Source organism: Streptococcus mitis (genome assembly GCF_003942775.1).
Lineage (GTDB): Bacteria > Bacillota > Bacilli > Lactobacillales > Streptococcaceae > Streptococcus > Streptococcus mitis_CN.
Genome location: NZ_RJNX01000001.1, coordinates 410,795 through 430,772, shown reverse-complemented (window position 1 = coordinate 430,772; position 19,978 = coordinate 410,795). Strand labels below are relative to the sequence as shown.

The following is a 19,978-nucleotide window of genomic DNA, read 5'->3' as shown; positions in this document are numbered from 1 at the left end:
AAAGGAGAACTTATCATGAAAAAAATGAAAGTTTGGTCTACTGTACTTGCAACGGGAGTTGCTCTTACTACACTTGCTGCTTGCTCTGGAGGTTCAAATTCTACGACTGCTTCTTCATCTGAAGAAAAAGCTGATAAAAGTCAAGAATTAGTAATCTATTCGAACTCAGTCTCAAATGGTCGTGGTGATTGGCTAACTGCTAAAGCAAAAGAAGCTGGTTTTAATATCAAAATGGTTGATATCCCTGGCGCTCAATTAGCAGACCGTGTTATTGCTGAGAAGAATAATGCAGTTGCAGATATGGTATTTGGAATTGGTGCTGTTGATTCAAATAAAATTAGAGATCAAAAATTACTAGTACAGTACAAGCCTAAATGGTTAGATAAAATTGATCAATCTTTATCAGATAAAGATAATTATTATAATCCTGTGATTGTTCAACCATTAGTTTTAATTGGGGCGCCTGATGTAAAAGAAATGCCTAAAGATTGGACAGAATTAGGTAGTAAGTATAAAGGTAAATATTCAATTTCTGGTCTTCAAGGTGGTACAGGACGGGCAATTCTAGCAAGTATCTTAGTTCGATACCTTGATGATAAAGGTGAATTAGGTGTTTCCGAAAAAGGTTGGGAAGTAGCAAAAGAATATTTGAAAAATGCATACACTCTTCAAAAGGGAGAAAGTTCAATTGTTAAGATGTTAGACAAAGAAGATCCAATACAATATGGAATGATGTGGGGTTCTGGTGCATTAGTTGGACAAAAAGAACAAAATGTTGTTTTCAAAGTTATGACTCCTGAGATCGGTGTACCATTTGTAACTGAACAAACTATGGTTTTAAGCACTAGTAAAAAACAAGCGTTAGCTAAAGAATTTATTGATTGGTTTGGTCAATCAGAAATTCAAGTAGAATATAGTAAGAACTTTGGATCTATTCCTGCAAATAAAGATGCCCTCAAAGATCTACCAGAAGATACTAAGAAATTTGTTGATCAAGTGAAACCACAAAATATTGACTGGGAAGCTGTTGGAAAGCATTTGGATGAATGGGTAGAAAAAGCTGAATTAGAATACGTACAATAAGAAATAAGAGTTAATTTTTATGTCCAAGTCTCTCTATTATTTCTAAATTTATGGAAGAAATAAAGAGAGGCTTTTGGTTTAGTAATAGAGGGAGTTAGTGAGATGATTAAATTTGATAATATTCAAATTAAATATGGTGATTTTGTTGCAATTGATAATCTGAATTTAGATATACATGAAGGGGAATTTTTTACATTTCTTGGGCCTTCAGGATGTGGTAAATCAACTACTTTGAGAGCATTGGTAGGTTTTCTAGATCCATCATCAGGAAGTATTGAAGTTAATGGAACAGATGTCACTCATTTGGAACCTGAAAAGCGTGGAATTGGTATTGTATTTCAATCTTATGCGCTATTTCCAACTATGACTGTTTTTGATAATATTGCATTTGGTTTAAAAGTTAAGAAGGTAGCTCCAGATGTTATTAAAGCTAAAGTATCAGCAGTAGCAGCAAAAATTAAGATCTCTGATCAACAGTTACAGCGTAATGTATCAGAATTATCTGGGGGTCAACAACAAAGGGTAGCATTGGCTCGTGCTCTGGTTCTTGAACCTAAAATTCTTTGTCTAGATGAACCATTGTCGAACCTTGACGCAAAATTACGTGTAGATTTGAGAAAAGAGTTGAAAAGACTTCAAAAAGAGTTAGGTATTACTACTTTATACGTTACTCATGACCAAGAGGAAGCCTTAACTTTATCTGATAGAATTGCAGTCTTTAACAATGGATACATCGAACAGGTCGGTACACCTGTAGAGATTTATCATAATTCTCAAACTGAATTTGTATGTGATTTTATTGGCGATATTAATGTTTTGACCGATGAAACAGTCCACGAAGTATTACTGAAAAATGCAAGCGTTTTCTTAGAAGATAAAAAAGGATACATTCGATTAGAGAAAGTTCGATTCAATCGTGAAACTGAACAAGATTTCATTCTAAAAGGGACAATTATTGATGTTGAGTTTTCTGGAGTTACAATTCACTATACAATAAAAGTTTCTGAAAGTCAGATTCTTAATGTAACAAGTATTGATAGTCAGGCTGCTATTAGATCTGTCGGAGAAAGTGTGGACTTATTTATCACACCATCAGACGTTCTGCAATTTTAAGGAGGTGCAGTATGCGTCATAAATTAAATTTAAAAGATTGGCTTATTCGTTTAGGGTTAATCTGGTTCCTAGTAACATTTATTATTTATCCAAACTTTGATCTAGTAGTGAATGTATTTGTAAAAGGAGGAGAATTTTCCCTTGAAGCTGTACATCGTGTTCTAAAATCTGAGAGGGCACTTCAGAGTATTATGAACAGTTTTAAGTTAGCATTTTCACTCATTATTACAGTTAATGTCGTAGGTATTCTTTGTGTTCTATTTACAGAGTACTTTGATATTAAAGGTGCTAAAATTTTAAAATTAGGCTATATGACCTCTTTAATTTATGGAGGAGTGGTTTTAGCGACTGGATATAAATTTGTCTATGGTCCTTATGGATTGATAACAAAATTTTTACAAAATGTTATCCCTTCTTTAGACCCTAACTGGTTTATTGGGTATGGTGCAGTCTTATTCATTATGACATTTTCAGGAACTGCTAATCATACATTGTTTTTAACAAATACAATTCGAAGCGTTGACTATCACACTATTGAGGCTGCACGAAATATGGGAGCAAAACCATTTACTGTTTTCCGAAAAGTAGTGTTACCAACCTTAATTCCAACTCTATTTGCACTTACTATTATGGTTTTTCTTAGTGGTTTATCTGCAGTAGCAGCACCCATGATTGTTGGTGGTAAAGGATTTCAAACTATAAATCCAATGATTATTACATTTGCAGGGATGGGGAATTCTCGTGATTTAGCTGCCTTACTTGCAATTATTTTAGGTATTGCAACTACAATTTTGCTTACTATCATGAATAAGATAGAAAAAGGTGGAAATTATATTTCTATCTCTAAGACTAAAGCGCCTCTTAAAAAACAAAAAATTGCATCTAAGCCTTGGAATATCATTGCCCACATTGTAGCATATGGATTGTTCACAGTTTTCATGCTTCCACTAATTTTTATAGTATTATACTCATTTACAGATCCAGTTGCAATTCAAACAGGTAACTTAACATTATCAAACTTTACTTTAGAAAATTATCGCTTATTCTTTAGTAATAGTGCGGCATTCTCTCCATTCTTGGTCAGCTTTATTTATTCTATTATCGCTGCGACAACAGCAACAATTCTCGCAGTTGTATTTGCTCGAGTTGTCAGAAAACATAAAGCTCGCTTTGATTTCTTATTTGAATATGGTGCTCTACTTCCTTGGTTACTACCAAGTACACTTTTAGCAGTAAGTTTATTATTTACTTTTAATCAGCCACAATTTCTTGTCTTGAATCAGATTTTGGTAGGTAGTTTGGTAATTCTACTTATTGCATATATAGTTGTAAAAATCCCATTTTCTTATAGAATGGTACGTGCTATTTTATTTAGTGTTGATGATGAGATGGAAGACGCAGCGAGAAGTATGGGTGCTTCACCTTTTTATACTATGATGAAGGTTATCATTCCATTTATTTTACCGGTTGTTCTCTCTGTTATTGCTTTAAACTTTAACTCTTTATTAACTGACTTCGACTTATCTGTATTTCTTTACCATCCATTAGCTCAACCGCTGGGTATAACTATTCGTTCAGCAGGTGATGAAACAGCAACTTCAAATGCTCAAGCACTTGTATTCGTTTATACTATTGTATTAATGATAATTTCTGGTTCTGTATTATACTTTACTCAGAGACCAGCTAGTAGAAAAAGGAAATAATAATGAATGCAACAAGCTTAGGACTATCATATATCGAAATTGTATTAAGAATTGTACTTTCATTAGTAATTGGTGGTGTAATTGGTTTAGAGAGAGGAAGTAAATCTCAACCAGCAGGTATTCGTACACATAGTATTGTTTGTCTGGCTGCATGTTTAATTATGATGACTAATGAGTATGTATCTTATAAATTTGGTACAGGAGATCCTACACGCTTAGGTGCGCAAGTTATATCAGGTGTTGGTTTTCTTGGGGCTGGAACAATACTTATTACAGATAAAAAGAAAATAACTGGTTTAACAACTGCAGCCGGAATATGGGCTTCAGCTGGAATCGGTCTAGCTATAGGTGTTGGTTTTTATGAAGGAGCCGTACTAGGAGCAGTGTCTGTTTGGAGTGTTATAACTATGTTCCAACCTTTAAAAAAATATCTTCAAAGTCGTTCAAAGATAATAGAATTGTATATCGTTGTTAGATCTACAGAGGCATATAATCGGGTACTAGTATACTGTGCTGAGAATGGCATTAGAATGACTGATTCTAGAACTGCATTTGGAGATGTTAATTCAGAAAGAATTGAATATTTTGATGTTCCAGAAAAAAAAATAGCATCATTTATTACTCTAGAACTATCAGGAAGATTTGAACATCTTCGTTTGATGGAAGAAATTGCTAATATTGTAGGTGTTATTTATGTCGAAGAAATTAGCTGAAATTTAGTAAACAAAGGGACAGATGTTTTTGTCCTTTTGTTTTTTAGATGTTTTAATCATCTAATTTTTGAGTAGATTTTTGCTCTGAGGTTTTTATGAAAGATTATAAAATCAATTTTGATTTAGGTAAAATAGAATATTTTGATAATAATTGTTTGATACAAGTATACAAATTTATTTCTTTTTATGATATTTGTGAAATGGTGTTTCCCTTTCATTTACCTCCAAATGAGTTGATAACAAATGTTATTTTTAAAGAAAAAATTAAGTCTATGTTAGAATGTTACATTGACAGGCTTTTATATATTTTTATAAATCCTACAATTTTTACTGAAAAAGTTAATCTACAATTTTATGGTAGTTTTTTCTCATATGAATTTATTTGTCGTGAAGTTGGAAACATTCTTAAAAATAAAGGTGTGAAATGCAATTTAAACTTTTTTGAAGGGGAAGAATATTTGTAAAATCAATTTTGTGAATTTGTGGATCTTAAATAATTTACTAAATTCTCTTGTTAAAAAAAATTAAATATTGTATAGTAATATTAGAATGTTCGTAATGGAGGACTGAAATGAAAAATATAAATGGGAAAAAGGTAACTATTTATGATATTGCACGTTTATCAGGTTTTTCTCCAAAAACAGTTTCACGAGTTATTAATGGTGGAGTAAATGTTAAAGAAGAAACTTATCAAGCGATTCAAAAAGTTATAGAAGAATTGTCGTATATTCCAAATGCATATGCAAGAAATTTAACTAAAAAAGAAGCTATAAATATATTGATTTCTGTAAAAAAAATCGACTCTTTTCCTTTAATTTGGTTCCAAACTTTATTAGATAAAGTTTTACAAACTTGTAAAGAGTATGGTGTTAACGCTATTGTTGAATATTTTAGTGAAGAGGATACAATTAGTAATTCAATAATCTCGAGTACAGGAAGTTTGATAGATGGTGTAATAGTATTTTATGAAAGTAAAGAAGATATTCGGATTAATTACTTACAAAAGAATAAAATTCCATTCATAGTTTTTGGAGAATCTAGAACACCTAATGTTGTGTATGTTTCTAACAACAATTTTCAGGCCACTTATGACATGATGAAATTAGTATCAAAAGAAAACATTAATAGTATGTGGTTACTTATGGGAGGAGAATCCCTTGTTAATATGGATCGAGAGAGAGGGGTTCGTGCTTTTTTAAATGATAAAAACTATGAAATGGATTTGAAAGTTGTATATGGTCTAACTACAATAGATTCGGTTTATTCATATGCTACAAGACATCTATCTAATCAAAATTATCCTGATTTGGTTTTTGTATCCGGGGATGAGAAAGTACAGGGATTGATTCGTGCTTGCTATGAGAAGGAAATTACTATTCCTGATGATATTTCAATAATCGGATTTGACAATATTCCAATTTCTCAATATTACACTCCAGCTTTATCTACAATTTCTCCTAATTATGTTAAATTAGCTCAAGAAATGATTGAAGGGGTATTAGCAATTATAAAGGGGGAAAGTGTCACATCTGTTGAAGTTTCTACTAAACTTGTTAGGAGACAGAGTTTCTAGTATTGTTTAATTCTTGAAAATCCTAATGGAAAAGATGGAGTGTTCTAAAGTAAGTTCTGTTTAGCATCTATTCAGTTTCTATTGAGTTGGATCCAATTTCCAACAAGTGGGACATTTTCACGTTCGATTTACTAAAGACATTATCACATTCGAATCACACATCTTTCAAAAAATCGTAAAAAAGTCTTGACAAAGAAAAAACAAAGTATTAAAATAAGTTCAACAAATCAGAAAAGTAACTATTTTTGATCTTCAGGGAGCCTGTGGTGATTGTGAACAGGTGGTTGAAAGTAGTGAAAGTGGGCTGATTTTAAAAATGAATTTGAAACAATGAAAATTCGGTGCGCACACCTTACAGTGCAACTTGTTGTTAGACAAGGCAGAGATGTAAAGGGATAGTCCCTTTATAATTGAGGTGGCACCGCGTTACCAACGCCCTCACATGGAAGTATATTCTGTGTGTGGGCTTTTTTCATATCTTGCAACCAATACAGAAAGAGGAAATTTTATGACAACTAAAGGTTATTTTGGACAATTTGGTGGTAGTTTCGTACCGGAGCCGATTCAGGCTTTGTTGGATGAGTTGGAAGTGACATTTGACAAGTACAAGGATGATCCAGAGTTTTTGGCAGAATTTCGCCATTACTTAAAGGACTATTCAGGTCGCGAAACACCGCTCTATTTTGCGGAAAGTTTGACAGACCACTTAGGTGGCGCTAAGATTTATCTCAAACGTGAAGACCTTAACCACCTTGGTTCTCACAAGCTAAACAACGTTTTAGGACAGATTCTTTTGGCCAAACGTATGGGCAAAAAACGAGTAATCGCAGAAACAGGAGCTGGTCAGCACGGGGTTGCGACGGCGGCAGCTGCAGCCAAGTTTGGTATGGCCTGTGATGTCTACATGGGGGCAGAGGATGTGGAACGTCAACGTCTCAATGTTTTCCGTATGGAGATGATGGGAGCAACTGTTCACGCAGTTGAAACGGGAACACGAACTCTTAAGGATGCGGTTGATGCAGCCTTTGGAGCATGGATGAATGATTTGGAAGCCTTCTATGTTCTGGGATCTGCTGTAGGGCCTCACCCTTATCCTACCATTGTTCATGAGTTCCAAAAGGTCATCAGTGAAGAATCTCGCTGTCAAATCTTAGAAAAAGAAGGTCGTTTACCAGACTACGTTATTGCCTGTGTAGGTGGTGGTTCTAATGCTATTGGTGCTTTTTCTCAGTATGTGGCTGATGAAGAAGTTAAATTGGTTGGGGTAGAAGCTGCTGGGCACGGGCTTGATACAGACAAGCACGCAGCTACTATGACAAAAGGTAGTATCGGAATTGTTGATGGCATGAAGACCTATGCAGTCTTTAAGGAAGATGGAGAGCTAGCTCCAGTTTACTCTATCTCAGCTGGACTGGACTATCCAGGTGTTGGCCCAGAGCACGCCTACTTCAAAGATTCAGGTCGCGTGGAGTATGTTGCAGCAACGGATGAAGAAGCTGTTCAGGCTCTCCTCCTTCTCAGCAAGACTGAAGGAATTATCCCAGCGATTGAAAGTTCGCACGCTATCGCAGAAGCAGTTAAACGTGCACCGAAACTAAGTAAAGACGACATTATCATCATCAATGTCTCTGGTCGTGGAGACAAGGATGTAGCTGCAATTGCGGACTACCTAGAAGCTAAAAAATAAAAGATGGAAAAATTACAGTCCTTTCTCTCACAGAGAGCTTGTGGTTGCTGAAAACAAGCAGAGAAAGTTGTAAGGTTGGGTCCATCTGAAACAAGAGAAGAAAACATAATTCTCAAGGGAGTGCCCTTTATCGCACAGCCTGTTACATGAGATATCTGAGACAGGAATGAGAGATAGGAGAAATCCTATAATTGAGGTGGCACCGCGAATTTCGTCCTCACGCAAGTTGTTTTGCGTGGGGATTTTTCATACAGTCGCCACGGACTAGAAGTAGAACTGAAAGGGAAATTACAATGGAACGAATCATTCATGGAGATGTCTTATCACCAATCTTGGCTTATATGCGTCTAATGGGGCAACACAAGGTTATTTTAGAAAGTATTCCGAGAGACAAGGAAACCGCTCGTTTTTCTATCTTAGCTTATAATCCAGTTTTTGAGATTAAGTTTGAAAATGGAGTTCTCTATCAAAATGGTCAAGTGATTGATCGGGATCCCTTGGATTTCCTTTATGAAGTGACTCATAAGAGCCAGCACCATTCAGACCTACCTTTTGGTGGTGGAGCCATTGGTTTTGTGGGTTACGATATGATTTCGCTTTATGAAGAAATTGGTCAAATTCCTGAAGATACTATTGGAACGCCAGATATGCATTTCTTCGTCTATGAGAGTTACATGGTCTTTGACCACAAGAAGGAAAAAATCCATGTCATAGAGGATGCTCTCTATAGTGAGCGTAGTCAAGAAGACTTGGAAAAAGCCTTGAACCAAGTACTTGAGGAATTACGCATTCCTGCTCCAAATGAATTTGAAGACTTGGATCTATCTCCACTGGACTTCAAACCGCATATCGCTCCTCAGAAGTTTGAGGAAATGGTGGAAACAGCTCGTGACTTGATTCGTAATGGCGATATGTTCCAATGTGTACTCAGTCAGCGCTTCTCAGCAGAAGTTACTGGAAATCCATTTGACTTCTACAGAAATCTCCGCGTGACTAATCCTTCTAATTACCTTTATTTCTATGATTTTGGTGATTATCAAATCATCGGTGCCAGTCCAGAAAGTTTAGTTTCAGTTAAAAATGGCATCGTGACAACCAATCCGATTGCAGGGACACGACCAAGAGGCGCTACGGATGAAGAAGACAAGGCTTTGGCGACAGACCTGCTTTCGGATGAGAAGGAAACAGCAGAGCATCGAATGTTAGTAGACTTGGGTCGTAATGATATTGGTCGCATCTCTGAAACGGCCAGTGTCCAAGTCACCAAGTATATGGAAGTGGAGCTCTTCCGCTATGTTATGCATTTGACCAGTGTGGTCAAGGGGCGTTTGCTTCCAGAACTCACTGCCATGGATGCCTTGAAAGCAACACTTCCTGCTGGAACAGTTTCAGGAGCACCAAAGATTCGAGCGATGAGACGCATCTATGAACTGGAAACAGAAAAACGGGGCGTATACGCAGGAGCAATCGGCTACTTGTCTGCGACGGGTGATATGGATTTCGCCATTGCCATCCGAACCATGATTCTCAAAAATCAAACAGCTTATGTGCAGGCTGGGGCAGGGATTGTCTACGACTCCATCGCCCAAAACGAATACCAAGAAACCATTAACAAAGCTAAATCTATGACTAGAATTGGAGAACTAAGACCATGATTTTATTGATTGACAACTATGATTCTTTTACCTATAACTTGGCCCAATACATTGGGAATTTTGCAGAGGTACAGGTCTTGAGAAATGATGATCCCAAGCTGTATGAAGAAGCTGAAAAAGCAGATGGTCTGGTCTTTTCTCCTGGTCCTGGTTGGCCAGTTGATGCTGGAAAGATGGAAGATATGATTCGTGACTTTGCTGGCAAGAAGCCGATTCTTGGGATTTGTTTGGGTCACCAAGCCATTGCAGAAGTCTTTGGTGGTAAGTTAGGTTTGGCTCCAAAAGTCATGCATGGGAAACAGAGCAATATCAGCTTTGAAGCGCCATCTGTTTTGTATCAAGGTATCGAGGATGGCCGTGCGGTCATGCGTTATCACAGTATTTTGATTGAAGAAATGCCAGAAGAATTTGAAGTGACAGCTCGTTCTACTGATGACCAAGCCATCATGGGGATTCAACACAAAAACCTACCGATTTATGGCTTTCAGTACCATCCAGAGAGTATCGGAACGCCAGATGGCTTGTCTTCTATTCGGAATTTTATCGAGAAGGTTGTAAAGTGAGGAAACTAGGATGAAAGAGATTATTGAAAAACTAGCAAAATTTGAAAATTTATCAGGTGTGGAAATGACGGATGTCATTGAGCGTATCGTAACTGGGCGTGTAACGGAAGCGCAAATTGCTTCTCTCCTTTTGGCTCTTAAGATGAAGGGGGAAACACCTGAAGAACGCACAGCCATTGCCCAAGTCATGAGAGGGCATGCCCAACATATTCCAACTGAGATTCATGATGCCATGGACAACTGTGGTACAGGTGGAGACAAGTCTTTTAGCTTTAACATTTCGACAACTGCAGCCTTTGTCTTGGCTGGTGGTGGTGTTCACATGGCAAAGCACGGTAATCGCTCAATTTCTTCTAAATCTGGTTCTGCAGATGTCCTGGAAGCCTTGGGTATCAACCTAGACCTCAAACCAGCTGAACTAGGCAAGGTCTTTGATAAAACTGGAATCGTCTTTCTCTTCGCTAAAAATATGCACCCAGCCATGAAATATATCATGCCAGCTCGTTTGGAATTGGGAATTCCAACGATTATGAACTTGACTGGTCCCCTGATTCACCCAATGGCTTTGGAAACACAGCTTCTTGGTATTAGTCGTCCAGAACTTCTAGAAAGTACAGCTCAGGTTTTGAAAAATATGGGTCGCAAACGTGCTATTGTGGTTGCTGGACCAGAAGGATTGGATGAAGCTGGTTTGAATGGAACAACCAAGATTGCACTTCTTGAGAATGGCGAAATCAGCTTGTCAAGCTTTACTCCAGAGGATTTGGGGATGGAACGCTACGCTATCGAAGATATTCGTGGAGGCAACGCTCAGGAAAATGCAGAAATTTTGCTCAGCGTTCTTAAAAATGAACCAAGTCCATTCTTGGAAACTACAGTTTTAAATGCAGGTCTTGGTTTCTATGCTAATGGTAAGGTAGATAGTATCAAGGATGGAGTTTCCTTGGCCCGCCAAGTCATTGCTAGTGGCAAAGCCCTTGAAAAACTCAGACTGTTACAGGAGTACCAAAAATGAGTCAGGAATTTTTAGCACGAATTTTGGAGCAGAAGGCGCGTGAGGTTGAGCAGATGGAGCTGGAGGAAATCCAGCCCCTGCGCCAGACCTATCGCTTGGCAGAATTTTTGAAGAATCATCAGGCCCGCTTGCAGGTAATCGCTGAGGTCAAGAAGGCTAGCCCTAGTTTGGGAGATATCAATCTCGATGTGGATATTGTGCAACAGGCCCATACTTATGAAGTGAACGGAGCAGTGATGATTTCTGTTCTGACAGATGAAGTTTTCTTTAAAGGGCATTTGGATTATCTGAGGGAGATTTCCAGTCAGGTGCAGATTCCGACGCTCAACAAGGACTTTATTATCGATGAAAAGCAAATCATCCGCGCTCGCAATGCAGGTGCAACAGTCATCCTGCTCATTGTGGCAGCCTTGTCCGAAGAACGTCTCAAGGAACTTTACAACTACGCGACAGAGCTTGGTCTGGAAGTCTTGGTGGAAACACACAATCTAGCTGAACTAGAAGTGGCTCACAGACTTGGTGCCCAGATTATCGGTGTCAATAACCGCAATTTGACTACCTTTGAAGTTGACTTGCAGACCAGTGTAGACTTGTCCCAGCACTTTAAGGAAGGACGCTATTACATTTCTGAATCTGCTATTTTCACAGGGCAGGATGCGGAACGAGTAGCGCCATACTTTAACGGAATTTTGGTAGGGACAGCTCTCATGCAGGCAGAAGATGTAGCCCAGAGAATCAAGGAGTTGCAGATTGACAAAGGTTAAGATTTGTGGACTATCGACCAAAGAAGCGGTGGAAACAGCCGTATCAGCAGGAGCAGACTATATCGGTTTTGTCTTTGCACCTAGTAAAAGACAGGTGACTTTGGATCAGGCTGCTGAGCTGGCAAAGCTTATTCCTGCAGATGTCAAAAAGGTTGGTGTATTTGTTTCACCAAGTCGGGCAGAACTGCTAGAAGCGATTGAAAAAGTTGGTTTGGACTTGGTTCAAGTTCACAATCAGGTGGCAGATGATTTATTTGATAATTTGCCTTGTGCCAGCATTCAGGCTGTGCAAGTGGATGGAGATGGTCATGTACCCGATTCTCAGGCAGACTATCTACTCTTTGATGCCCCTGTGGCTGGGAGTGGCCAGACCTTTGACTGGGCTCAACTGGATACGATTGGACTAACTCAGCCTTTCTTTATCGCAGGTGGGCTTAAGGAAGACAATGTAGTAAAAGCAATTCAACACTTTACTCCCTATGCAGTAGATGTATCGAGCGGAGTGGAGACAGATGGACAAAAAGATCATGAAAAGATTAGAAGATTTATAGAGAGGGTAAAGAATGGCATATCAAGAACCAAATAAAGATGGATTTTACGGGAAATTCGGCGGACGTTTCGTCCCAGAGACATTGATGACAGCAGTTTTGGAGTTGGAGAAAGCCTACCGTGAAAGTCAGGCAGACCCAAGTTTCCAAGAGGAATTAAACCAACTCTTGCGCCAGTATGTGGGGCGTGAAACTCCTCTTTACTACGCAAAAAACTTGACCCAGCATATTGGCGGAGCCAAGATTTATCTAAAACGTGAAGACCTTAACCATACAGGTGCCCACAAGATTAACAATGCCTTGGGACAAGTTCTTCTGGCTAAACGCATGGGTAAAAAGAAAATTATCGCTGAAACAGGTGCCGGTCAGCACGGTGTGGCAACTGCAACTGCTGCAGCCCTCTTTAACATGGAATGTACTATCTACATGGGTGAGGAAGATGTCAAACGCCAAGCGCTCAATGTCTTCCGTATGGAGCTTTTGGGAGCCAAGGTTGAGGCAGTGACAGACGGTTCGCGGGTGCTCAAGGATGCGGTCAATGCAGCCCTTCGTTCATGGGTAGCTAATATCGATGATACCCACTATATCCTTGGTTCCGCCTTGGGGCCTCATCCCTTCCCAGAAATCGTTCGTGACTTCCAAAGTGTCATCGGTCGAGAAGCTAAACAACAGTACCGTGACTTGACAGGTCAAGATCTGCCAGATGCCCTAGTGGCCTGTGTTGGTGGTGGTTCTAACGCTATCGGTCTCTTCCATCCATTTGTAGAAGATGAGTCAGTAGCTATGTATGGAGCTGAAGCAGCAGGACTTGGTGTAGACACAGAGCACCACGCAGCTACCTTGACCAAGGGTCGTCCGGGTGTCCTTCACGGTTCCCTCATGGATGTGCTCCAAGATGCCCATGGTCAAATTCTTGAAGCCTTCTCGATCTCAGCAGGTTTGGACTATCCTGGTATCGGTCCAGAGCATTCTCACTACCACGATATCAAACGTGCCAGCTATGTTCCTGTGACAGACGAAGAGGCCTTGGAAGGATTCCAACTCTTGTCTCGTGTGGAAGGGATTATCCCAGCCTTGGAATCTAGCCATGCTATCGCCTTTGCGGTGAAATTGGCCAAAGAACTTGGACCAGAAAAGTCTATGATTGTCTGCCTATCAGGTCGTGGGGACAAGGATGTGGTTCAAGTCAAGGACCGCTTGGAAGCAGATGCAGCAAAGGAGGGAGAAGCTCATGCCTAAGACACTAACAGAAAAATTGAATGCTATAAAAGCAACTGGAAAAGGAATTTTCGTTCCCTATATCATGGCTGGAGACCATGAGAAAGGTTTGGACGGTCTTGCTGAAACAATTCACTTTTTAGAAGATTTGGGTGTCTCTGCAATTGAAGTGGGCATTCCCTTTTCAGACCCTGTTGCAGATGGACCTGTTATCGAAGAAGCTGGCTTGCGCAGTTTAGCCCACGGGACCTCTACCCAGGCTTTGGTTGAAACCTTGAAAACCATTGAAACAGAGGTTCCGCTGGTCATTATGACCTACTTCAATCCCCTCTTTCAGTACGGTGTTGAGAACTTTGTCAAAGATTTGGCAGATACAGCGGTTAAGGGCTTGATTATTCCAGACCTGCCTCATGAGCATGCCAACTTTGTGGAGCCCTTTTTAGCAGATACAGACATTGCTTTGATTCCTTTAGTAAGCTTGACCACAGGGATTGAGCGCCAGAAAGAATTAATTAAAGGGGCAGAAGGATTTGTCTATGCGGTTGCCATCAATGGGGTGACAGGGAAATCTGGCAATTACCGCGCAGACTTGGACAAGCACTTGGCACAATTGCATCAAGTGGCCGATATCCCAGTCTTGACAGGTTTTGGCGTATCTAGTCAAGCCGATGTAGAACGCTTCAATGCAGTGTCAGATGGCGTTATCGTCGGTTCAAAAATCGTAAAAGCTCTCCACCAAGGAGAGCAGATTCAGGACTTTATCAAACAAGCAGTAGCTTACCAAAAATAATCACACAAGTAGCGAGTAAGAGGAAAGGCACGAAAGGAAGTCTTTCCTTTTTCTTTTGTAGGAGAAAGGCTAGAATCCCTGTCGCAGAAGCAAACTGAATCAAGATCAGTAACTCCGTTACGATAAAGACGAGAGAGCAGGAAGCTAAAAAGAGAAAATCCCCTGCGCCCATGCGAATATCAATAAAATGAGCTAACATTCCAAGGACAAGGAAGAAGACCATGACTAGATTCCAGCCAGATCCGGCCATTAGGATTAGGTGGAAAGTCATCCAGACTAGTAAGGGATATTCCTGATGGCGAAAGTCGTAGATGCCCAAGGTCAAACCAGCGGTGATTAGGACGACTTGCCCCAAGGAAAGAAAGCCCCAATACCAAGATAGAAAGAGGAGCCCTAAGCCTAGTTCAAAGAGGGCATACCAGACAGGATATGTAGCCTTGCAGTAGCGACAGCGAAAGCGATTGAGCACCTGCGAGAGAATCGGAATCAAATCTAAGGGGCGCAAGCGAGTCTGACAGGAATCGCAGTGACTAGCAGGTTGGATAATGGATTGCTCTGGAAAACGGTCAATGACCAAACCAAGAAAGGAAGCGAGAATACTCCCGACAAGAAAAAAATAAATATCAATCATACTTATCTATTCGTAAAAAATAGGAGAAGTAGTATAATGGAGAAACATAGATAAGATGGTGAGGCAAAGATGATAATTCGTTTTGAAGAAAATGTGAGCACAGAAAATGCTCAGCTCGTATGCCAATGGTCCAACTCCCTAGGCAAATCCTTTCAAGAACAATGGATGGGAACAATGATTCCTTTTCCCTTGACAATTCAAGTCTTGCAAGATTTGGAAGGAATCTTTTCAATCTTTGCTGGACAAGAGTTTGTCGGGCTTATCCAGAAAATCAGGCAAGAAGACAGCAATCTTCATATTGGACGCTTTTTTATCAATCCCCAGAAACAGGGACAAGGCTTAGGTAGGCAGGCTTTAAGGAAATTTGTTAGTTTGGTCTTTGAAAATGGAGACATAGGTAGTATTTCTTTAAATGTCCTCGAAGCAAATCAAGCAGCCCAGCACCTTTATCAAAAAGAAGGATTTGAAATCGTTCAAATGGTTGAAGCACCTGTACGAAAATACGTTATGAAAAAGTTTAGATAGAAAGCAAAAAGCCTTGGTTCCCAAAGCTTTTTTAATCTTATAAACTCATTAAAATAACTCCCAGTTAGATTTGGAATATTTTTTATTCTGTGTCATATAAAAATAAATAGAATGAATAGCTATAGCTAGAGCTAAAATGGTTGTAATACTTACTACTATTATAGGATTAGAAGCAAAGATTAAAGAGAGAATCAAGGCAGCCAGATAGAGTGTAGCTTGGACACAGTAGTAACTTTTCGAATAGCGAAGATAGTGTTTGTTATAGGGCCCATTTGCTAGGACAGCAGCTTGGAAGAGGCCAATTCCGATATAAAAGAAGCTGGTTGCAAAGAGACGATTAGCTTCAGGATTCTGAAGAAAACTCATCGATACAGTCATCATCATAAGTCCAATGAAAATAGGATAGTGACTGTAAATTAGAAATAGTCCCTTTTGATTAGATTCTTCATCAATAGCATGGTCGAATTGACCAAAATAAAACAAGAACAGAGAAATCATAATAATGAAATAAAGAACCGAATAAATCGAGAAATTCTCGATTGTAAAGAAGTTAGCTAGCTCCGTAATCATCTCTCCAAACATAATAATGACAAGAAGGGAGATGCGCTCGATTAAATGGGGGAGATTTACCTGGTAATGCTTATCTTTACTAAGCAAGATAATTGGCATAATAAATGTTAGCAGAATACTAGCAAATAAGACAGAGACTCCAACGTAAATAGGAAGAAGAGCTACTAGGTAGACTCCTAAACTTCCTAGACCGGTTATCCATAGAAAACCTTTGATACTTTCCCGATGAACATCATCGGTTGATTTTCTAAAAAATTCAACCAAATATTGAAAAAATAAGGTAAGGGTTAATGTACCAATAGCCCAACAGAGATAATGAAAATATTGTTGCCAATCAGGTCCAATCATATTGGCTATAAAGAGTAAAAGTCCCATTTTGATAAACATGATTACTATGTTAAATAAAGAGTTCTTTCCATAGCGATTGGTATAATCGGTTTGAATCATCCAGGAATCGATGAGAACCAAAGTAGCAATGAAAAAATCAAGGAAAGAATTCCAAGTCAAAATACCGTTATGAAGATGGTCAATTAAAGTAGTTACTTTTGAAATTGCAAAAACAAAAACTAAGTCATAAAAAAGTTCTGAAAATTCTACACGTTTATGTTTAATAAGAGTTGTCATCTTAAGACCTTTCTATTTTAGAAGTACAATTTATTATAACAGAAAATGGTAATAAAAAAAAAGGAGATGCTTAAATAACTTCATGTGACGCGAATGAACTGCGCCACAAAAGTTAGGTTTTTTCTGTCTAACTTTTGGGGTGCAGTTCAGAAGGGGTGTTTTTTCTATCGTTTTTTAGTGCTAAGACTACACAAAAAAGCCTAGTAAATCAAGGCTTTTTCCTGTTGTATTTAGATGCCCCCTACAGGGATTTGGAAAGGACTTTCATATTGAGAGCAATTAAAAATATTGAAATATAAGTGATTTTAGGTATTTTCAATGTCATGATTTAAAAATGGGACAAAAGTGGGGCAAAAACCATACAGATTCTAAACTGTATGGTTCTTTTTTTATCTAACCAAGAAAGGTTAAAACTTATTAAAACACATGCAATCAACTGTTGAAAACTTTTTAGTCCGTGTAATATAAAAACAAGTAAAAAGTTGAACTATAGGGAATATTGTGTCATAATAGGTAATAGATGAATAATTAATAGATTGGAAATAATGCTTTCTTACCTTAACAAGTTGAATTGGTTATACATTTTTTCGTCGCAATTGTGTCTATCTCTCGAGTTTAGCTAGTTTTTATAAGCTCTGGTTTCTAATCAATATAACAAATTTTAGAAGTGCATAAGACAAGATGGTGACATTATTACAGTCATTTCTAGTCACCATATGTTGCTGGCACAGGCTGTTTGTAGTGTTGGCTATTTACTAGTCAGTTTAATCGGAGTGTTTAATTTTTATTGTTGAAAGGTTTTTATATGGCGAAAATTCTATCTTTAGGTCTGACAGGTAAGAAATTACTTGCTCAGGGGTTCTTGTTTGTTCTGCTAGGTCTCATCTTGATGGTCACGGGGACTTGGTTGCCAGTAACAGTTATTCGCCTGGTTCTGTTTTTAGCTTGGATAGCAACGGTCGTAGATTTGCTATTAAGAGTTTTCAAAAAAAGCCAGTCAACGGATACCTTGGGAGTTGCACTGGTTAAATTGTTAGTGCTGGGATATTTGCTAGGTTCTAATCTTGCGACTGATATACCGATTTATGTTCTGGCTCTTGTGATTGGAGTTTATCAGATTTTTCATGCTAGTATTAACCTTGTCACCTATGTTCTCTACCGCAAAAACAAAATTCGACCTCGTTTTCGTCTCTTACTAGATGGACTCGTACTAGTTTTTCTTGGTGGGACTAGTCTTTTGTCCTCTACAGGAAATTCTGTCTTTCAACTCTTTGTATTAGGGGCTTATTTTTTCCTTTATGGTGTGTCCAATATCCGTGATGGTTTCTTGTTTGAGGAGGAAATTGGGAAAAACCATCTCAAACGTCGTGTAAGAATGAGCTTACCTATTGTCCTAGCCGCTCTCATCCCTGCAAGAACTTTAGCAAAAATCAACAAATTCATGCAGGAAAATGCTGATGAGAGAGAGGATATCCATCTTGGAATGGTGAAGTCTGGTAAGACAGCGGAGCTTGAAATTTTTGTTCATACAGCTGAGACCTCTCTGTTTTCGGCAATTGGTCATGTGGATATCTGCTATCAAGGCCGTGTTATTTCTTATGGCAACTATGATCCGTCTTCTGAGACCTTATTTGGCATGGTAGGAGATGGTGTCTTATATTTCTGTGATCGTGACAAGTACATTGACCTATGTAAACGTGAGAGTCAAAAAACGCTTTTTGGTTATGGGATAGATTTGACGCCTGAAATGGAAAAAGCAGTTCAGAAAAAGTTGGCTGAATTGAAACAACTGACGATTCCATGGGAGCCAAGTGCAGATAAAATCATGACAGGTGATGGTAAGGAAGACTACACCTACGCTTATAAAATCAGACATGAGACAGATGGGGAACTTTATAAATTTATCAAATCTAAGTTTAAATCCTACTTTGTCTTATCTACAAACTGTGTGCTCTTGGCTGATACCATAGTCGGTCAGGCTGGCACCGATATCCTCTCACCCAAAGGATTTATCGCACCAGGAACTTACCAAGCTTACCTTGACCGAGAGTTTGAAAAACCAAATAGTATAGTCGTATCTAAACATGTTTATTAAGGAGAATTTATGAATTTAGTAAAAAAATACACCCCATTAATACTTTTTATAGGGCTGGTTACTCTTGTAATTCTGAATGCATCAAGCTTTATATCAGGGGCAGTATCTCTCTTTGAAGTAACTTCTACCTTGATTTATGGTGCTGTCATTGCTTTTGTGCTCAATGTTCCCATGAAAAAAATTGAAGAATTCCTAGTTAAAATGAAGGTAAAGGCAGGGTTGCGCCGTCCGATTGCTATGGTGCTTGTTTTCCTATCTCTTATCTTAATCGTGATCTGTCTTTTGGTTTTGGTGCTTCCAACCCTTGCTCAGACTATTAGTCAGCTGGGAGCAGTCCTTTCAACAGTCCTGACTCAACTTGGGAAATTGCTAGACAGCTCGGAATTTGTAACCAAAGACATGCTGTCAACTATCGTATCAGGAATTCAGGGACAGTCTAGCTCTATTAGTCAAGCTTTGATAACCTTCTTATCCGGTCTGACTAGTAATATAGGAAATATTTTTTCAAGTATAATGAATGCCTTTCTGATTATAGTATTTACCTTTTTATTTTTATCCAGTAAGGAACATCTGGCAGCGATGACGAGTAGACTTCTAAAAGTTATATTTCCAGAGAAAGTGGTGACAAAGTTAACTTACATTGGACAAGTAGCACTAGAGACTTATGACCAATTTTTGATGAGTCAGCTGATTGAAGCAGTCATCATAGGAGTTATGATAGCGGTTGGCTACAGCCTGTTTGGACTACCTTATGGGGTAATGACAGGTATATTTGCAGGAGTGCTATCGTTCATTCCTTATGTAGGGCCTATGATTGCTTGTGTTGTGGGAGCGATTTTTATCTTCACAGTGAGTCCTACTCAAGCCTTACTTTCTCTTCTTCTATATCAAGTTATACAGCTGATTGAAGGAAACCTTATTTATCCTAGAGTTGTAGGTCAATCTATTGGTTTGCCAGCTATTTTCACGCTTGCGGCTGCTAGTATTGGAGGCAATCTCTTTGGCTTACTTGGGATGATATTCTTTACACCGATATTTGCTGTTATCTATCGATTGGTTAAGGAATTTGTCGTTGCAAAGGAAAATCAGCTAGATTAAGAAAAACTAA

The 19,978-nt window shown here is 38.7% G+C and carries 19 protein-coding genes and 2 other annotated features; of the genes, 17 read left to right on the top strand and 2 right to left on the bottom strand.

The features are described from left to right. The first annotated feature begins 15 nt into the window (after window positions 1-15). From D8848_RS02280 to trpA, 14 genes are all read left to right on the top strand, one after another. Window positions 16-1,083 (top strand): extracellular solute-binding protein, encoded by a 1,068-nt coding sequence (locus tag D8848_RS02280; protein WP_000738377.1) that lies wholly within the window; start codon window positions 16-18, stop codon window positions 1,081-1,083. A 102-nt stretch (window positions 1,084-1,185) separates the two neighbouring features. Then, window positions 1,186-2,196 carry an ABC transporter ATP-binding protein gene (locus D8848_RS02275; RefSeq protein ID WP_000589137.1) on the top strand — a complete coding sequence of 337 codons (1,011 nt, stop codon included), beginning with the start codon at window positions 1,186-1,188 and terminating at the stop codon, window positions 2,194-2,196. 11 nt (window positions 2,197-2,207) lie between these two features. Further along, window positions 2,208-3,899, top strand: a complete 1,692-nt coding sequence (locus D8848_RS02270) for an ABC transporter permease (RefSeq protein WP_125419969.1) — start codon at window positions 2,208-2,210, stop codon at window positions 3,897-3,899. Window positions 3,900-3,901: 2 nt separating this feature from the next. After that, on the top strand, window positions 3,902-4,612 hold the full coding sequence (locus D8848_RS02265) for an MgtC/SapB family protein (RefSeq protein WP_000994650.1): 711 nt from the start codon (window positions 3,902-3,904) through the stop codon (window positions 4,610-4,612). Between the two features lie 95 nt (window positions 4,613-4,707). Beyond that, window positions 4,708-5,076 (top strand): hypothetical protein, encoded by a 369-nt coding sequence (locus D8848_RS02260; RefSeq protein WP_060805805.1) that lies wholly within the window; start codon window positions 4,708-4,710, stop codon window positions 5,074-5,076. A 107-nt stretch (window positions 5,077-5,183) separates the two neighbouring features. Then, entirely contained in the window at window positions 5,184-6,185 is a 1,002-nt protein-coding gene (locus D8848_RS02255; RefSeq protein ID WP_000789953.1) for a LacI family DNA-binding transcriptional regulator, read from the top strand. Window positions 6,186-6,404: 219 nt separating this feature from the next. Next, window positions 6,405-6,628 (top strand) — a binding site (T-box leader). Between the two features lie 65 nt (window positions 6,629-6,693). Further along, window positions 6,694-7,872, top strand: coding sequence for a tryptophan synthase subunit beta (gene trpB / locus D8848_RS02250; RefSeq protein ID WP_125442984.1), 1,179 nt, complete (start codon window positions 6,694-6,696; stop codon window positions 7,870-7,872). Beyond that, window positions 7,869-8,094: a binding site (T-box leader), on the top strand. (Overlaps the previous gene by 4 nt.) Before the next feature lie 71 nt (window positions 8,095-8,165). Then, on the top strand, window positions 8,166-9,527 hold the full coding sequence (gene trpE, locus D8848_RS02245; RefSeq protein ID WP_125442983.1) for an anthranilate synthase component I: 1,362 nt from the start codon (window positions 8,166-8,168) through the stop codon (window positions 9,525-9,527). After that, window positions 9,524-10,090: an aminodeoxychorismate/anthranilate synthase component II gene (locus D8848_RS02240; RefSeq protein ID WP_042900462.1), complete on the top strand. Its 567-nt coding sequence runs from the start codon at window positions 9,524-9,526 to the stop codon at window positions 10,088-10,090. Before trpE ends, D8848_RS02240 begins: the two co-directional genes overlap by 4 nt. A gap of 10 nt (window positions 10,091-10,100) precedes the next feature. Then, window positions 10,101-11,105 carry an anthranilate phosphoribosyltransferase gene (gene trpD, locus D8848_RS02235; RefSeq protein ID WP_125442982.1) on the top strand — a complete coding sequence of 335 codons (1,005 nt, stop codon included), beginning with the start codon at window positions 10,101-10,103 and terminating at the stop codon, window positions 11,103-11,105. Beyond that, window positions 11,102-11,869 (top strand): indole-3-glycerol phosphate synthase TrpC, encoded by a 768-nt coding sequence (gene trpC / locus D8848_RS02230; RefSeq protein WP_125442981.1) that lies wholly within the window; start codon window positions 11,102-11,104, stop codon window positions 11,867-11,869. Before trpD ends, trpC begins: the two co-directional genes overlap by 4 nt. Further along, complete coding sequence (locus D8848_RS02225; protein WP_125442980.1) at window positions 11,856-12,455, top strand: phosphoribosylanthranilate isomerase; 600 nt, start codon at window positions 11,856-11,858, stop codon at window positions 12,453-12,455. Before trpC ends, D8848_RS02225 begins: the two co-directional genes overlap by 14 nt. After that, entirely contained in the window at window positions 12,433-13,656 is a 1,224-nt protein-coding gene (gene trpB / locus D8848_RS02220) for a tryptophan synthase subunit beta (RefSeq protein WP_125442979.1), read from the top strand. The genes D8848_RS02225 and trpB (D8848_RS02220) overlap by 23 nt, the downstream gene beginning before the upstream one ends. Next, the gene (trpA, locus tag D8848_RS02215) at window positions 13,649-14,425 is read left to right on the top strand and encodes a tryptophan synthase subunit alpha (RefSeq protein ID WP_125442978.1); all 777 of its coding nucleotides are present in this window, start codon (window positions 13,649-13,651) and stop codon (window positions 14,423-14,425) included. Before trpB (D8848_RS02220) ends, trpA begins: the two co-directional genes overlap by 8 nt. On the opposite strand, the gene D8848_RS02210 is transcribed toward trpA, so the two are convergent. Beyond that, entirely contained in the window at window positions 14,397-15,056 is a 660-nt protein-coding gene (locus tag D8848_RS02210; protein WP_125442977.1) for a prepilin peptidase, read from the bottom strand. The genes trpA and D8848_RS02210 overlap by 29 nt on opposite strands. A gap of 69 nt (window positions 15,057-15,125) precedes the next feature. On the opposite strand from D8848_RS02210, the gene D8848_RS02205 reads away from it, so the two are divergent. Further along, window positions 15,126-15,581, top strand: a complete 456-nt coding sequence (locus tag D8848_RS02205; RefSeq protein ID WP_125442976.1) for a GNAT family N-acetyltransferase — start codon at window positions 15,126-15,128, stop codon at window positions 15,579-15,581. Window positions 15,582-15,629: 48 nt separating this feature from the next. Here the strand turns inward: D8848_RS02205 and D8848_RS02200 are convergent, their stop codons facing one another. Further along, window positions 15,630-16,775 carry a low temperature requirement protein A gene (locus tag D8848_RS02200; RefSeq protein WP_125442975.1) on the bottom strand — a complete coding sequence of 382 codons (1,146 nt, stop codon included), beginning with the start codon at window positions 16,773-16,775 and terminating at the stop codon, window positions 15,630-15,632. Window positions 16,776-17,580: 805 nt separating this feature from the next. Here D8848_RS02200 and D8848_RS02190 point away from each other — a divergent pair. Continuing rightward, window positions 17,581-18,870 carry a DUF308 domain-containing protein gene (locus D8848_RS02190; RefSeq protein WP_125442974.1) on the top strand — a complete coding sequence of 430 codons (1,290 nt, stop codon included), beginning with the start codon at window positions 17,581-17,583 and terminating at the stop codon, window positions 18,868-18,870. Window positions 18,871-18,879: 9 nt separating this feature from the next. Continuing rightward, complete coding sequence (locus D8848_RS02185) at window positions 18,880-19,968, top strand: AI-2E family transporter (RefSeq protein ID WP_001055024.1); 1,089 nt, start codon at window positions 18,880-18,882, stop codon at window positions 19,966-19,968. Window positions 19,969-19,978: the final 10 nt, after the last annotated feature.